Consider the following 16,281-nt stretch of genomic DNA (forward strand, 5'->3'; position numbering starts at 1 on the left):
ACAGGAGGTCACTCACATGAAAAAAGGGCTGGTTGGCGTATTGGCATCTGTAATGCTGGCTGCATCCGTGCTGTCAGGCTGCGGAGGGAACAATAACGGCGGCAACGGTAATGCCGCTAAGGGCACGGAAGGAAGCGGAGCGGAGGCAACGCAAAGTGCGGCTGCGGAAGGCGGGAAGGATGGCGGGCTGAAGCCGGTGGAACTAACCTGGTACTATCCGCTGTCCCAGCTTCAGGCAGATCAGGATAAGGTGCAGGAGGAAGTCAACAAGATTACGAAGGCGAAGATCAATGCCACCGTCAAGCTGATGCCTGTAGCGATCGGGGATTATGTGCAGAAGATGAACACGGTGCTTGCGGCAGGCGAGAAGTTCGACATTCTCTGGACCGGCTACATGCTGAAGCCGGAAGAGCTGGTGCGCAAGGGCGCGATTCAGCCGATGGATAAGCTGCTGGAGGAATACGCGCCGGAGCTGAAGGCGGAGGTGCCGCAGGTGATGTGGGACGGCCTCTCGGTGGACGGGGAGATTTACGGTATCCCGAACCAGCAGATCAACGGCTCCCGTTACGGATTTATCATCCAGAAGCGTTTTGCCGACAAGTATAATCTTGATACCGCTTCCATCAAAAAAATAGAAGACATCGAGCCGTTCCTGGCCCAGATTAAGCAGAACGAGCCGGATATCATTCCGTTTGGCATATTCGGCACTTCCTTCATCAATCCGCAGTCGCATGACGACAAGTACTGGGTAGTTCCGGGTCTGGATGACCATTTCTATATCAAAACCGATGATCCTACGTATACGCTCCAGCGCTATCCGGAAGAAGAGCTGGACAATTTCCGGCTGGCCAGCAAATGGTATAAGGAAGGCTATATTTACAAGGATGCCGCTACCGAAAAAGCGAATGATTACCTCGCCAAAGGCCAAATTGCCGTCGATTTCAACGTGACGCTGAAGCCGGGCGTGGAAGCGGAGGTCAAGGCCAAAAACGGCGGTAACGATGTCATTACGGTTCCGCTCAGCGACTGGTTCTCCAACGGCTATTCAGCGACCACCAATCAGTCGATCAGCCGTACTGCCCCTAATCCGGAGCGTGCCATGATGCTGCTAAATCTGGTCAATACCGACAAGGAGCTGTACAATCTGCTCTGCAACGGCATTGCCGGAGAACACTATGACAAGTTGGACGGGGAGTACATCAAGGGCAAAGCGGAATCCCGTTATCTGCCGAATATGGACTGGGTGTTCGGCAGCGTATTCAACTCTTATCTGAAGGAAGGACAGCCGGAGAATGTCTGGGAGGAGACCAAGAAGATCAATTCCAGTTCCGAGGTCAATCCTGTAGGCGCCTTCAAATTCAATTCCGAGCCGGTGAATACGGAGATTGCCAACCTGAACGCCCTGTGGGGAGAATACAAACGCGGACTCGTGACCGGAACGCTTGATTTTGAAGAAACCTGGCCTGCGCTGTACGGCAAGCTGAAGGAAGCGGGCGAAGAGAAATACGTGGCTGAAGTCACCAAACAATTTGAACAATTCCTTAAGGATAAAGGTCTGAAGAAGTAAGCCCCTACATCCCACGTTGAAAGGAAGAGGAGCCTTGGTGAAAAAACGTTTGCTTGCGGCACTTGCGGCCAGTCTGCTGTTCACGCTCAATCCCTCTACTCCGTTTGCGTCCCCTGTACATGCGGAGGAGGTGTTGTCCGGGACCGCATTTTATGTGGCTAATAATGGAAGCGATTCCAATGCCGGGACGCTGAATGCCCCGTTTCTGACGCTTGAGAAAGCACGCGATACGATCCGGACGCTCAAAGCGGAGGAGGGACTGCCGGAAGGCGGCGTCACGGTGTATCTGCGTGAAGGCAGGTATGAACGGACGTCCAGCTTCGAGCTGCGGGAGCAGGATTCGGGCGAAGCCGGTAAACCGGTCACGTACACGGCCTATCCGGGGGAGTCGGTTACGCTGTCAGGCTCCCGCCAGCTGGCCAAATCGGCATTCGTTCCGGTCACGGATCCGGCCATTCTCGGCCGGATCATCAGCCCGGAGGCGAGAACGAAGGTGCTGGCCGCAGATCTGGGAGCACTGGGCATCACCGATTACGGCCAGCTCAGCCGCCACGGCTATTATCTGGCCAATGATCTCAGCGAGGTGCCGCCGATGGAGCTGTATGTGGCCGGGCAGGGCATGACCCTGGCCCGCTGGCCCAATGAGAGCACCGTCCAGATGGATGAAATCCTGGATCCCGGTCCGACCCGGAAGGACCCGAACGGGGAAGTGCATACGCGCGGGGGCACCTTCACCTATACGTATGACCGGCCCCAGTACTGGACGCAGGCAGACGATATCTGGCTGGACGGGATTTTCGGCTACAGCTGGGAGTGGTCGTACAATAAGATTGCTTCCATCGATACGGCCGCTAAGAGCATCACCCTCCGCTACGGGGAGATGAGCGGCATCTTCAAGAACTGGTATCCTGACTTCCACTTCGCGCAGAATCTGCTGGAGGAAATCGATATGCCCGGCGAATATTATATCGACCGCCCGGCCGGCAAGCTGTATTTCCTGCCGAACGCCGAGTTCGCTGCCGCGAATCCCGATATTGAAGTCACAATGCTGAAGAGTCCGATGATTAACGCACTGAATGCTTCGTACATCGACTTCTCCGAGCTTATTCTGGAGAACGGCCGTGATTCGGCAGCCGTATTCATGGGCGGCAGTCATATGCGTATCCTGAACAGCGAGATCCGTAACTTCACCAACAGCGGGGTGCTGGTCAATACGCAGAGCCGGTTCTACTACAACAATTTTGAAGGGGCGCCGGGTACGGACCATGCCATTATCAGCAGCCATATCCATCATATCGGCGGCACTGCCGTCACGCTGGCGGGAGGGAACAAGACAACGCTTGCGCCCGGGAACAATGTGGTGGAGAACTCGCATATCCACGATTTTGCCTACTACCACAAAGCCTATAATCCCGGGGTGCTGCTATCCGGCGTCGGCAACCGCATGTCGAACAATGAGCTGCATGATGCGCCCCATCCCGGCGTGCTGATCTTCGGCAATGACCATACCGTGGAGTATAACGAGATCTATGACGTATGCACCACCTTCTCGGATCTCGGCGCGATCTATATGAATGCGGGGGAGCAGCCCCATGAGCGGGGGACGGTCATCCGGCGCAATTATTTCCATAACATCGGCGAGAGTAAAGCCGGAGTAGAAGGGGTATACCCTGACAACTTCACGATGGGACTGACCATTGACGAGAATATTTTCTACAAGATGGGCAATTCGGCGATTAAAAATAACGGCGGATCCCATATCCTGACCCGCAACAATATCTTCATCGACAGCAAGATTCCTTATGATTATGCGGATATGTTCCTGGGCGACGAGCCGGATGATCAGGTGCCGCTCAACTACATGCCGAAGTGGCAGGCGCTGTTCGCGGCGAACAATAATTTCACCGGCACCCCTTATATGACCAAGTATCCCGAGCTGGCGGATTTCTTCACGGAGAACCGGTATTATCCCGACACCAATACGTTCCAGGGGAATGTCGTCTACAACCCGTCGGTTCCGCGCAGCGTAACGACCAATGTGTACGGGGCCTACGACAAGTTCGGACTGGTCCAGTATGCGAATAACTGGGTGACTGCCGCAGATCCCGGCTTCACCGACCTGGCGGGAGGCGATCTGTCGCTGCGGCCGGATGCGGATGTCTTTGGTGCCATTCCCGGCTTCCCTGACATTCCGTTTAACGATATCGGCGTTGACGGCAAGGCGGGCACGACAACCAGTCCGGACAGCTATCCCGTGCAGGGAGTTGCCGTCTATGACAATGAAATAACCGTGGACCGCTGGAAAACGGTGAAGCTGCGCACGGCGGTGCTTCCGTGGAATGCGGATCATCCCGCCCTGACCTTCACTTCGGCTGATCCCGCCATCGCGGCAGTGGACGGCGCAGGTAATGTTACCGGCCAGTCGGTCGGCAGCACGGTCATTACGGTAGCCTCGGCAGAGAATCCGCTGCTGACCGCCACGGTCACGGTTCATGTGGAGGCAGGCGACGGCGTGATGGATTTCACGGATTTCGAATCCGGTGCGAACGGCTGGCAGCAGGATGCCAACCGCAGCATTGAGAAGATTGGCACGAACCGCTGGTACAAGGTGCTGAACGGGGCCTCATCGCTCAGTGCCAAGACCTTCTCCGACTATGAGCTGAGCTTCAGGCTGAAGACGCCGGAGGTGATGGGGAATAATGCGACCCTGTATATCTTCGACCGTCAGGCCGGGAGCGGCTCCAGCCGGGTCGGCTACAAGACGCGGGCGGACGGCAGCTCTGCGTGGCTGCTGTACAATTCGGCCTGGACGGTGCTGAAGGAAGTCAAGCTGCCGGGGCATGACCTGCAGCCGGATACGGAATACAGTGTCAAAATGCTTGTGAAGGGCGGCGATATCAGCGTCTATCTGGACGGAGCCTTCCGCTTGAAGGGCAATGATCCGGGACACAATGCAGAGGGCAAAGTCGGCTTCTACGTCAGCAATGTCAGCCAGATGCACTTCGATGACATTCAGTTCAAGGCTCTGACGACTACGCTGGCCGGGATTATTCCGGCGGAGAGCGCAGTGCGTCTGGCCGCAGGGGAGCAGCGGCCGTTGCAGGTGGCCTTCGATCCTGCAGATACGCCGGACACAGGCGTGACTTGGCAGTCGGCCAACCCGGCGGTCGCTACGGTGGACAATACGGGCGTTGTGCATGCCGTATACGAGGGGCAGACGGTCATCTCGGCGGTGTCTACGGTAAATCCGCTCATCAAGGCGGATATTACCGTCACCGTCTCTAATATTATGCATGAGACGGACTTCGAGAACGGGGGCAACGGCTGGCCGGTGGACCCTAACCGCAGCATCGCCGCTGATCCGGACGGCAACCGCCGATATAAGCTGCTGAACGGCGCGTCAGGCCTGCTGGACCGCAGCTTCACGGATTATCAGCTGGAGTTCAAGCTGAAGACGCCGTCCGTGATGCCGGATAACGGCATCCTGTACATCTTCGACCGCCAGGACAGCTCCGGCTCCACCCGGATCGGCTACCGGAACCGGGCAGACGGATCTTCCTCCTGGATCCTGTATGATACAGCGTGGCAGAAGCTTACCGAGAGTGTACTGCCGGGGCATGACCTGCTGCCGGATACGGAATATGATGTGAAGGTAACGGTGAGAGGCGGAGATATCGCCGTATCTGTGAATGGTTCGCCAAGGCTCTCCGGCAGCGATCCGAACCACCGCCCGTCCGGCAAGGTCGGCTTCTATACCAGCGGCTTCGCTTATATGCTGTTCGACGATATCACCTTCTCGGTTCTGCCGTAACGGAGGGCGGGCGCTGCTTGCGCAGAATCCGAACGGGTGCAGTTAGAATAGACCACGGATCCAGCTGGAATAGACCATGGATACAGCAAGAAGCCGCTCCCTTACGGGGCGGCTTCTTTGGCTTGCGCGGCCGTCTATCCGGCCAACGCCGACCGGATCTGCCTCGTGTAGAACAGGCGGACAATGAAGAAGTAGATTACCTGAATGACGAAGAACAGGCCCAGCACAAGCAGGGACTCCCTGAATATGGAGTACTGGAACATATGCGACAACGCTGTAAGGGCAACGGCTCCATGGATAAGGGCGACCACGATCGGCGCGAAGAAGAGCAGGCTGAGCTGGCGGTTCAATATCCGGCGAAGCTCTTTGTCACTCAGCCCCAGCTTGGAGATGGCCCTGAACTTCTGCTTGTCCTCATCCAGATCGCTGTACAGCCGGAAATAGAGAAAGCTGCCGGCAGAGACAAAAAATACGATCCCGACAAAAAAACCGATGAACATCACGGGGCCAAAGCCGTCATTCGTCTTGGAGGTTAAATACTCGAGTGCATAGAAAGTATACTGCTCATCATAGGGAAGCTCATTCGTCAGCTTTGCGCCTGCCTTCTCTGCACCCGGCTGTCCAATCGCTCCGTGCCATGCATAATACCGGCTCACTTTGAGCGGCTGTCCAAGCTTGCCGATCCATTCATCGGGGACGACGTAATAACCGCTGACTCCCCGTATGGCCCAAGATACGATAGCCTGGTCCGCCTCAATGGCGATTCCTGACTGCAGCTCGACTGGCTGGTTGAGCATTTCTTCTCCCTCGCGGGACAGGCCGAAATCTACAACGGCTGCTTTCCCTGCGGTAAGCCGGATGGGATTTAGCCCCAGCATCTCGGCTACATGGTTATATTCGGATTGCTTCACCAGAACCATTGTCCGGCCCTCCATAGCCTTATAGTAGTTAAGCTCCAGACCTGTTTTCTCGGCGGCAATCCCGGCTCTGCCAAGGCTCTCGTCAATCAGCTGTATATGGGCCTGTGCCTTGCTGTCTCCATCCAAGGACTGATAGGTGAACAGATAGGGATTCTTCTGCGTCAGCGCTCCGTTGATCATCGACTGGAAGCCGTATAAAGCTCCTATCGCGCTGAAGGACACAGTAGAGATGATCGCGACCAGGAAAAAGGAACGCGCGTTGTCCTTCATCCGGTAGGCCAGATCAGAGAGCAGCAGCATATTGGTTCTGCGCCAGAATAGCTGCTCACGCGCCTTCAGCTTACGGATCAGGTACACACTGAGCTGTGTGAACAGCAGATAGGTTCCGATTGACACCATAATGACCACCGGCGCGAGCAGCAGCACCACACTCAGACCGCTCGCCCGAAGAGACAGGAAGTAGCTGATTCCCAGCAGTGTTACCACCAGCAACGACAGCAGAAGCGAGGCCTTCGGCTCCGGCTTGGGCTGACGGTTTGAATGGATGAGCGTAATCAGCTTGCCGCTGCGCAGCACCGTAGAGATGAACAGGGAGATCAGGACGAACAGCAGCAGGAAGGAGATCAGCGTCAGTACTATCGCCTTGAAGGGGAAATAGAATTGCAGCGGCTCGTTCAGCGCAAGCACATTCTCCCCGGCAAGCAGAATCCCCTTGGCAAAAATAACGCCGAGTCCGATGCCGCTGAACGTGGCGCCTGACCCGACGATCATATTCTCCAGAAAGATCATCCGCCGGAGCTGCCGGACCGTCATGCCATGCATCATCATCAGCCCGAATTCCCGTTTCCGCGATTGCAGAAATGCACTCATGGAATAGAGCACGAAGAAGAAGGAGAACACATAGATCACCCATTTGGAGACCGAGAGCGCAAGAGCCGCACTGGATTGAATATTGTCCCCGCTCAGCACCGGATGGTAGGCAAAGATGGAAAAGGTAAAGAAGACCATCACGGTAAACATGCTGCTGAGAAAATAGGCGGTGTATAGCCTCATGTTCCGGGTGACATTACGGAATGCGAACTGGCGGAATGTCATGGCTATATCCCCCTAACAGCGAAAGTGTGTCGATGATTTTCTGGAAAAAGCTCTGGCGGTTATCCCCGCAGTGAATCTCCGTATAGAATCTGCCATCCTTAATGAAGACGACCCGGTGACAATAGCTGGCGGCTACAGCATCATGGGTAACAAGCATCATCGTCGCGGACTGCTCACGGTTGAGCGTTTCCAGCAGATCCATCACATCCCTGGCGGCTTTGGAATCGAGATTGCCGGTAGGTTCATCCGCCAGCAGCAGCTTCGGCGAATGAATCATGGCTCTGGCAATTGCTGTCCGCTGGGCCTGTCCGCCGGAGATCTCATAGGTGCGTTTTTTCATAATGGCGCTGATCCCCAGCTTACCGGCAATCTCCCGGGCCTTATGCTTCATTTCACTGACCCGGGTTCCATCCAGTGTCAGCGGAAGCACGATATTCTCCTCCACAGTCAGGGTGTTCAGCAGGTTGAAATCCTGAAACACAAACCCCAGCTCCCGGCGGCGGAAGACCGCCAGCTCATTTTTGTCCAGCTTGCCCGTGTCCTTGTTATCAATCCTAATGCTTCCGGTAGTCGGAACGTCCACTGTGGCAATCAGATTCAGCAGAGTGGTTTTTCCGCTGCCCGAGGGTCCCATTATCCCCACGAATTCTCCGGCTGCAATGGTTAAATCAATGTCGGTCAAGGCCCGGTAGGCCACGTTTCCTTCATAGATTTTACTGACCTTTTTTACCTCCAGCATATGGCTATACTCCCCTTCTATGTGTGCAACACACTTGTTCTGTAACCAATATACCGGAGACGGCAGCAGCTCAGCCATCGATTTAGATTTCACTTTTATTACATGCCTGTAAGCTAAGCTAAGGATTCGCCGTCAAAATAATCCGCACCACCGTTCCCTCGCAGGCCGCCGATTCCAGCTCAAGCCGGTGTCCGAGACGGTCTGCGGACTCCTTCGTCAGATACAGCCCCATTCCTGTAGACTCCCGCAGTCCGCGCCCGTTGTCGCCGGTAAAGAAAGGGTCGAATACCCGTTTGAGATCAGACGCCTGAATCCCGATTCCCCGGTCCTTGACCTCAATGACCGCATCCGTTCCTCTGAGATAGCAGGCTACAGTGATTGTCCGGCCGTTCTCCGTGTTAGCCGCCGCTGAATATTTGATGGCATTGTTCATAATCTGCGACAGCATGAAGAACAGCCATTTCTCATCCGTCTGGGCGGTAATGTCCGGAGCAGAGGCGTGGACCTCGGGGTAGATATGGCTGCGGATGAACAGGCGTCTGTGATCATGGACAACCTCGTTCACCAGCTTCGGCAGGACGACAGGCTTGATGTGGAAATCCTTCTCAAAAGCCCGCAGCCTGGCCATATACAGCACGGTATGCAGTCCGCTGCGCATACGCTCCAGCTCCTCGCGGATGCTGGCAAACTCGGGCTCGTCCATATTCTGCACGGTCAGCTCGATGACCGACAAAGGCGTCTTCATCTGATGGACCCATTGGTCTATGAAAGTCAGATGCTGCTCCTGCTGCTGCTTCACCGCCGTCAGCTGCTGCTGATAGTATCCGTACTGGGTGTGCAGCAGCTGCTCCAGCGCTGTGGATACAGGGTGGTTCTCCAGCTTCTGAAAGGATTCGTCCAGTGTCTCTAGAGGTCTGCTGAGGCGAAGATAATAACGGCGCCTGCTGATATATTGGTAGATTAAGTAGCAGCTGAGGAAGAAGAAGCCTATGAAGACCGCATAGAGCGCGGTCGGCAGATCGCGGTAGCCGTCCAGCCAGTAAATGGACAGCATAGCGCCGAATTGCACGATCTGCACAGCCAATAACAACGCATGCTCACGGAGAAACAGCCTCATGACTCCACCTCTGACCAGCTGTTGTTCAGCCGGTATCCCGAACCCCTGACGGTAAGCACGGCATCCTCCATCCCCAGCTCCTGGAATTTCTTTCGCACCCGTGCAATATTCACATTCAGCGTATTCTCATCCACAAAAGCCTGCGGGTCCCATAGCTTCTCCAGCAGCGCTTCCCGGCTGGCAACCCTCGGGTAACGCTCCATCAGACTCTCGATGAGATCCGATTCCTTGCGGGTAAGGGGCACGACCGCCTGCCCGTACTGCAGTTCAAGCCTTTCAGGATACAGCATCAGCCCTTCCTTCTCGAGCACCAGCTCCTCGCGTTTAGCCGCATATTCCCCGTAGGCCCGCCGGAGATGGCTGTGGATCTTAGCGAGCACAATTCCGGAATGGAACGGCTTGGTGATATAATCATCCCCTCCGTTCTCAAGCGCCATGATCTGGTCCATCTCACCATCGCGCGCCGAGATGAACAGCACAGGACAAGTTGAGATCTTTCGGATCTGCCGGCACCAGTAATACCCGTCATAGCTGGGCAGATTCACATCCAGCAGAACCAGCTCCGGTCTCATCTCCTCGAATTCCTGCAACACCAGGCGAAAGTCCCTGACCCTTACGACCTCATACCCGTATTTTTCAATAGCCGAGTGCAGCAGATCTGCAATCTTCGGATCATCTTCCACAATCATGATTCTGGACATCTTCACGGCTCTCCTTGTCTTGTTCAGTTAAGTACATATATAACACGGGTGGAGGTCTAAGGGAAAGCTGGAGCGGGCTGATGAGTTGGAAAAAGGGGTAACCTATTCTTCGGTTAAGCAGAATTTCTGTACGGAGAGAAGGGGAGGAGGGGAGAGAACTATACTGTACTTTGTTTTACAAGGAAACAGTTGGATAATTGGCACTTGCTGATGAGCGTACGGACTAGTCTTACAAATTGACTTGAAAGAACTTGATCATTTGTTTGGTGGTCTCGATATACGGCTTATTGTCATGTAAACCGTAATTGAAGAAGCCATGCTCCATTCCCTCATAAGTATAAAAATCAATTTGAGTCCCACACTGGTTCATAGCCTCAATAAATTGCAGGTTTTGTGGATAAAGCGGGTCAGCGGTCCCGCAGAACCAAATCGTTGGAGGCAACCCCTGCTTCACATGATGAATGGGGGAGATAGCCTGTGATTCCTCCTCTATACCCGGAAACAAACGGTTCATAATCTCTACCCCATCCATTCCAGCGGCAAAAACAGCAAGGAGATTTGGGATACAACTGATCTCCGTTTCATCATCTATTTCATTCAACTCATTAAACAGAATTGAAGAAACACAGGTGTAACCCCCTGACGAGGCCCCACACATGACGATTTTAGCAGGATCAATTCCGAATTCCGCACTGTTTTTGCGAATATTCCTTATAGCTGACTTTGCATCCATGATTGCCTGTGCAGGTATGAAATCAGTATCATTAGCGTTACGATAATCCACACAGATAGAGGTAAACCCGCTTGAAGAAAAGAAATTGGCATGATGTTGAAATTGTGCAGCTGTACGATTATTTCTTACAAAACCTCCACCGAAAAAGAACAAGATAACTGGACATTGTGATATTTGATGGCTTGGCTCAAGCACATATAATTTCAAGGCACGATGTTTGGTTGTTTTGTAGGTGTGTTCTCTCACGGGGTAGTCAAAGACAGCTTCCATTCGATCACCCTCTCCTTCTTCAATCCCCTGATGCAGTAATCAGGTCATACAGCTTATTCAAATTTGTCTTGAAATAGGTTGTGAAGTACCAAGCCCGGTATTCTTCAGGTATTACGATCTCTTCAATACTCTGCTGATTCTGAACGGCTTCGGTCACGATGGCGATCATTCTGCTTATGTATCCCTTCACCTCATGAAGCTGTTGCAGGGAGCATACTTCACCATGCCCCGGTATAATCGTCTCCACATCCAACCGCTCAATCTGCAGCCACTCCTGAGGGGTGGCATTAGCCAGCACCGGATGGTGGTTCGAGAGCACCAGATCCCCGATGATGATCACTTTATCTTCAGGAAGGTACACAACAGCATCGCTCTGCGTATGCCCTCCGCCATATGTAATGAGCTGGGCGCTGCGGTTGCTGCCGTGAATGGTCATTTGCCGGTCAAAAGTTATCGTCGGCACCGTATGCACCAGCTGCGGAAGCATATTCACAAATTCACGGTCCGTTGCATTCTCCCAGGCCATTTCCTGCTGAAGCTTAGTATCTGTCTCCTGCTCGCATTGCAATTCAGCTTCTCCGATCGCCTCTAGCATCTTCTCTCTGTTGTTCTGGTACTGGGCTACCCGGTCTCTGGCGAATGAATTCATCGTCTCATGAGTGCCCGATGTTGCAATCAGCTGAGCGTCAGGCACAAACACCTGATTGCCAGTGGTATGATCGCTGTGCCAGTGTGTATTGATTACATAGGATACAGGGTTCCCTGTGAGATGCTCAGCAGCAGCCTTCAATTCCTGAGCCGCCTCCAGCGTAGCGAATGTATCCACCACCAGAGTGAGTCCCCCCAGATCAATAATGGCCGCGTTTGCGAGTGAGCCTGTGCCTGAAACCGCAACCGCTGCAACGGTGCTATCTGCAATATATTGCAGCCGGAAATGCCTGGAGCCTTGAAATGATGCAATCCTGTTCAGCATAGTAATCTCTCCCTTCCAACATGGGAATATACTATACGCTACAAGAGTCCGCTAGACAATATTTTTCTGGATTTTCATTTGATTTCCGTTTAGTTGGCGATATTCGCAGAGCTTGCGAACGGTTCAATTTGAAGAGAAATCCTGGAGAAAGTACAACATTACTGCTCCTTAAAAGCGGCCGGTGAGAGAGGCATTAGCATCGTTCACCCGCAGGGTGATTTTGTTCTTGATTGCGTGCCCAGAGGCACGCATTATCTAGTTGGTGAAAGTCCAACCAAAGGAGGGACCAAGCCACCTTTGTAGCTAGGATGCTTGCGCATGGCGAAATCTGTGTGTAAAAGCGCATCGACAAAATTACCGGTCAGAGACCGGGCGAGCAACAATCCAGGCCGCAACATGAAGTGAATCTTGCCGCGCCGTCAAAAAGGCCTTGCGAAGGGGAAGAGAGGATGCCGAGTCTCGAATCAATAGACGAAGGCCAAGGAAACTGTAAAGAACTTGGAACAGCAGTGAAGAATCCTCCGGCGTATAGGGAACGGCATGGATTGAAAGATAATGCAGTGAACTGGGGAGACCCTCCCCCACACGGAAGAAAAAAAAAAGAAAAAAAAGAAAAAATTTTTTTTTTTTTTTTTAGGAACCCGTAAAGAGACGCTCTATAAGTCCAGAAGACGAAATGAACCGTCTGTGGGAAGGGAGTCCGAGGGGCTTATAGTACCGAAGAACCTAAGGACAACATAACCTTAGGGAGGGAAGGAGCCCTGCTTTGTTTACGCTTTTGGAGGAGGTACGAGTGAGTGAATGCCAAACGGCTAACGACACCCAAGGAAAAAGTTCAAGAACTCCAAGAAAAGCTAGGTCATGCGGCCAAGGAGAACAACAAGCGTAAATTCCACGCCTTGTACGACAAAGTCTACCGGTGGGATGTGCTATGCGAAGCCTGGAAACGGGTGAAAGCGAATAAGGGAGCTGCGGGAGTAGATGCCGTAACGCTCGCAGATATTGAAGAACAAGGAGAAACAAGATTCCTCAAGGAATGCGAGCGAGAACTGAAAGAAGGCAGCTACCATCCGCAGCCCGTACGTCGGCACTATATCCCAAAGAAAGACGGGAAGCCAAGACCGCTAGGCATCCCTACCGTGCGTGACCGAGTCCTACAGATGGCAACGAAACTGGTGATTGAACCCATCTTTGAAGCCGATTTTAAAGAAGTCTCCTTCGGATTTCGTCCGAAACGAAGTGCGAAAGGAGCGTTGGAGCGAATCCGTAAAGCCTGCAACCGCAAAGGAAATTGGATAGTCGACATCGATATCCAAGGCTACTTCGACAATATCAATCAGGAGAAGCTCATGAAGTTAATACAAATGCGTATCAATGACAGGCGGATCTTGAAGCTGATACGGAAGTGGCTACATGCGGGAGTGATGGAAGAAGGAAACGTACGGCGCTCCGATTTAGGGACACCCCAAGGTGGCGTGATTTCGCCACTGCTGGCGAATATCTATTTGAACTACTTTGACCGATTATGGGAGAAACACGGAAGTGGGCTGGGAGAACTGACGAGGTATGCAGACGACTTCGTTGTGGTCTGTAAAACCAAAAAGGATGCGGAACATGCGTATGAACTCATCCGCAACATTATGGAACGTCTGGAACTCACGCTACATCCGACCAAAACCCGCATTGTAGGTCTGTGGACAGGAGACGAAGGCTTCGACTTCTTAGGAATGCACCACCGAAAAACGAAAGCAGAAACCTCTCAAGGGAAGGTGTACTATACCACACAGCAGTGGCTAACGAAGAAGGCAGAGGAACGTATCCGGGGCGTGGTCAAAGACCGATTAGCACCACCCGGCATGCGCTGGAAATCGTTTGAGGAACACGTGGAATGGCTCAATCCCAAGATACAGGGATGGAGAAATTATTATTACACGAAGTATAGCCAAAAGAGGTTAGCGAAGCTGGATTGGTATATTCTGCAGCGATTCACCCGGTGGTATGCAAAGAAGAGAAATCGGAGGAGATGGATGAGTTCATTCCCGGAGGTCAAGTATATGGCCAATAAGTGCGGACTAAAAACGCTATTGTAATCTGCATGCCCATGAATGACAAACATCGGAAAGCCGTATGAGGGAAAACCTCACGTACGGTTTGATGAGGAGGGGCTGGGTTACTCCAGCCCTTTACTCTAGAGGAAATTGTGATTTGCGTCCGATATGGATAAGTTGTGCATAAAGTTGGGGGTAAGTGTCTTGGAGCATCGGCAGGATGACTATATTCTGGATCAGTAATAGGAATGACTTCGCTGATTTCACCGAACAGCCGGATATGGTCGAAAAACCGACCACATTCGGTGCGGCAGAGGCGTGTGGGCTGGATAAGGTCGAAAAACCGACTACATTCGGTGCGGCAGAGGCGTGTGGGCCGGATGTGGTCGAAAAACCGACTACATTGGGTGCGGCAGAGGCGTGTGGGCCGGATATGGTCGAAAAACCGATCACAATGGGGATGCCGCAGGGTGATTTTGTTCTTAATTCGTCCCTTAAATTCTGGTTAGTATATCACTTCACTCTGTCCCCCCGCTCATACCAATACCCAGGAACCCCCCGCGCAAGACGCAGCAGCGCCTCCAGGAAGAAGTAATCGCCCCAGATCATGAAGTCATCCGGGGAGGCGTTGCCTCTGACGGAGTAGGAGCCGTGCCGCAGGAATCCCTCTTCTAATGGGTGGCCTGCGGTGAAGTAGTGATTGATCAGCGAGGCCATGGATTTGTTCACGGCGTGCCTGAAATAGTCCCGGTCCGGATCATTCTCCGGCAGATGCTCCAGCAGCTCCAAGAGTCCGCATGCTGTGATAGCGGAAGCGGAGCTGTCGCGCGGGGTGCCTTCCTCCTGCGGGACATCGAAATCCCAATAGGCCACATGGTCGGCGGGGAGATACTCCACGAAGTAGCGGGCCATTCTTTTGGAGGTTTCAAGATAATGCGGATCCTGGAAGCTGCGGTAGGCGAGAGCGAAGCCGTAGACGCCCCAGGCCTGTCCCCGCGTCCAGGTGGAGCCGTCCTGATACCCCTGCGCCGTTCCCCCGCGAAGGGCATCCCCCGTCTGCTGGTCGAAGTAAAAGGTATGGTAAGAAGAGTCGTCGCCCCTCACCAGGAAGCGGCGGCTTGTCTCGGCGTGGAGACGGGCAGCCCTGGCATAGACCGGGTCGCCGGTCTGTTCGCTGGCCCAGCAGAGGAGTGGAAGATTCATCAGGCAGTCGATGATGATCCGTCCGCCGTTGTCTTCATCGCCCTCGGGTCCCCAAGCCTGAAACAGCTGTGGACCGGGACGCCAGCGCTTCATCAGCTGGTCCGCTGCCTGCAAGGCGAGCAGACGCGAGGCTTCATCCTTGTCTGCAATCCAGCGGGCCTTGGCCGAGAGCGAGTACAGGAAGCCGATATCGTGGTGATCCAGCGCCTGCCAGTCCAGCATGCGCTGGCGGAAGGAATCTGTCGCCTGGATAGCGGCGGTATGAATCTCCGGGTCCCGGCTGTACTCATAGCTTAGCCATAGAATGCCAGGCCAGAAGCCCTCCGTCCAGTTGGTGTGGTCGGTCAGATGATATTTGCTGTCCCCCATACTTACAATCGGATAACCCTCTCCAAATCGCTTCACATTAAGCCGCGTAGTAGTAAGCGTCTGCTCAATCGCCTGCTCCCAGTTCATCATACCCGCCATAACCTCCATCATATCGCTATAGTGTGCTTAACCATATTATAAGCCGATCAAGCTGTAGATTTGTTGCACAGAACTATAGTTATATTGCGGATCTGCTATGAGCGGACGTGCCCGTAGACGCTCCAGCTGTTGACTAAATGACCGGTGGCGAACAGACAGGCCGGAACAACGAATAACCAGGACTGGAGCCATACGCCAAGCAGCAGGAAGTAGAGGGCCGGGAAGACGGCCATCGGAACGGGGATACCCAGCCAGGGCTTGAACAGCACCGCAAAAGCTCTCCCGCTCCGGTAATAGCGCACCCAGCAGCCATAGTACACCAGCATGCAGAGTGCCATCAGTATGGCGGATACTCCCAGGGGCTCAGCAGCAATCATTCGGCCGAAAAGAATGGGCATCATGAAGCAGGTGATCTGACCTGCCCGCTCCAGGAGCGTGAAGACCAGCGGGACGGAGTCCAGGGAGCCGGGAACACTCCGGGGCGGGAAGAATATGAATATTAGATTCGGCAGTAATACGAGTAAAGAGATGATAAAACCTTGAGCATGCAGTCCCATCGCAGAAATCCGCCTTCCTGAGCATTGATAGTGGCCGTACCTGACAAATACATAGCATAACTCTATAATTGCATTATAT

General features: G+C 53.5%; 13 protein-coding genes. 5 read left to right on the forward strand and 8 right to left on the reverse strand.

Annotated elements, in window-relative coordinates; translation table 11 throughout:
- Window positions 1-16 precede the first annotated feature (16 nt).
- Window positions 17-1,567, forward strand: a complete 1,551-nt coding sequence (locus tag MHH78_RS09755; protein ID WP_341167274.1) for an ABC transporter substrate-binding protein — start codon at window positions 17-19, stop codon at window positions 1,565-1,567.
- Window positions 1,568-1,604: 37 nt separating this feature from the next.
- Window positions 1,605-5,378 (forward strand): Ig-like domain-containing protein, encoded by a 3,774-nt coding sequence (locus MHH78_RS09760; RefSeq protein WP_341167275.1) that lies wholly within the window; start codon window positions 1,605-1,607, stop codon window positions 5,376-5,378.
- A gap of 134 nt (window positions 5,379-5,512) precedes the next feature.
- Here the strand turns inward: MHH78_RS09760 and MHH78_RS09765 are convergent, their stop codons facing one another.
- The 6 genes from MHH78_RS09765 to MHH78_RS09790 form a co-directional block, all read right to left on the reverse strand.
- Complete coding sequence (locus MHH78_RS09765) at window positions 5,513-7,393, reverse strand: FtsX-like permease family protein (RefSeq protein WP_076086014.1); 1,881 nt, start codon at window positions 7,391-7,393, stop codon at window positions 5,513-5,515.
- Window positions 7,365-8,132 carry an ABC transporter ATP-binding protein gene (locus MHH78_RS09770; protein ID WP_036732423.1) on the reverse strand — a complete coding sequence of 256 codons (768 nt, stop codon included), beginning with the start codon at window positions 8,130-8,132 and terminating at the stop codon, window positions 7,365-7,367. Before MHH78_RS09770 ends, MHH78_RS09765 begins: the two co-directional genes overlap by 29 nt.
- Window positions 8,133-8,250: 118 nt before the next feature.
- A complete protein-coding gene (locus tag MHH78_RS09775) occupies window positions 8,251-9,249 on the reverse strand; it encodes a sensor histidine kinase (protein ID WP_076086011.1) in 999 nt (332 codons plus the stop codon).
- Window positions 9,246-9,950 carry a response regulator transcription factor gene (locus tag MHH78_RS09780; RefSeq protein ID WP_341167276.1) on the reverse strand — a complete coding sequence of 235 codons (705 nt, stop codon included), beginning with the start codon at window positions 9,948-9,950 and terminating at the stop codon, window positions 9,246-9,248. The genes MHH78_RS09775 and MHH78_RS09780 overlap by 4 nt, the downstream gene beginning before the upstream one ends.
- Window positions 9,951-10,179: 229 nt before the next feature.
- Window positions 10,180-10,953, reverse strand: coding sequence for an alpha/beta hydrolase (locus MHH78_RS09785; RefSeq protein ID WP_341167277.1), 774 nt, complete (start codon window positions 10,951-10,953; stop codon window positions 10,180-10,182).
- A 19-nt stretch (window positions 10,954-10,972) separates the two neighbouring features.
- Window positions 10,973-11,926: an MBL fold metallo-hydrolase gene (locus MHH78_RS09790; protein ID WP_341167278.1), complete on the reverse strand. Its 954-nt coding sequence runs from the start codon at window positions 11,924-11,926 to the stop codon at window positions 10,973-10,975.
- Window positions 11,927-12,375: 449 nt separating this feature from the next.
- On the opposite strand from MHH78_RS09790, the gene MHH78_RS09795 reads away from it, so the two are divergent.
- The 3 genes from MHH78_RS09795 to MHH78_RS09805 all read left to right on the forward strand — a co-directional run bounded on the left by MHH78_RS09795 (window position 12,376) and on the right by MHH78_RS09805 (window position 14,569).
- Window positions 12,376-12,573 (forward strand): hypothetical protein, encoded by a 198-nt coding sequence (locus tag MHH78_RS09795; RefSeq protein ID WP_341167279.1) that lies wholly within the window; start codon window positions 12,376-12,378, stop codon window positions 12,571-12,573.
- Window positions 12,574-12,723: 150 nt separating this feature from the next.
- On the forward strand, window positions 12,724-14,016 hold the full coding sequence (gene ltrA, locus MHH78_RS09800; protein ID WP_340825768.1) for a group II intron reverse transcriptase/maturase: 1,293 nt from the start codon (window positions 12,724-12,726) through the stop codon (window positions 14,014-14,016).
- A 178-nt stretch (window positions 14,017-14,194) separates the two neighbouring features.
- Window positions 14,195-14,569: a hypothetical protein gene (locus MHH78_RS09805; protein ID WP_341167280.1), complete on the forward strand. Its 375-nt coding sequence runs from the start codon at window positions 14,195-14,197 to the stop codon at window positions 14,567-14,569.
- Here the strand turns inward: MHH78_RS09805 and MHH78_RS09810 are convergent.
- Both MHH78_RS09810 and MHH78_RS09815 read right to left on the reverse strand, forming a co-directional pair.
- Window positions 14,488-15,636 carry a glycoside hydrolase family 88 protein gene (locus tag MHH78_RS09810; protein ID WP_341167281.1) on the reverse strand — a complete coding sequence of 383 codons (1,149 nt, stop codon included), beginning with the start codon at window positions 15,634-15,636 and terminating at the stop codon, window positions 14,488-14,490. The two genes, MHH78_RS09805 and MHH78_RS09810, sit on opposite strands and share 82 nt — an antisense overlap.
- Before the next feature lie 104 nt (window positions 15,637-15,740).
- Window positions 15,741-16,202: a hypothetical protein gene (locus MHH78_RS09815; RefSeq protein WP_341167282.1), complete on the reverse strand. Its 462-nt coding sequence runs from the start codon at window positions 16,200-16,202 to the stop codon at window positions 15,741-15,743.
- Window positions 16,203-16,281 lie beyond the last annotated feature (79 nt).

Origin of the sequence: Paenibacillus sp. FSL H3-0333 (assembly GCF_038002805.1) — a bacterium.
Taxonomy (GTDB): domain Bacteria; phylum Bacillota; class Bacilli; order Paenibacillales; family Paenibacillaceae; genus Paenibacillus_AQ; species Paenibacillus_AQ silagei.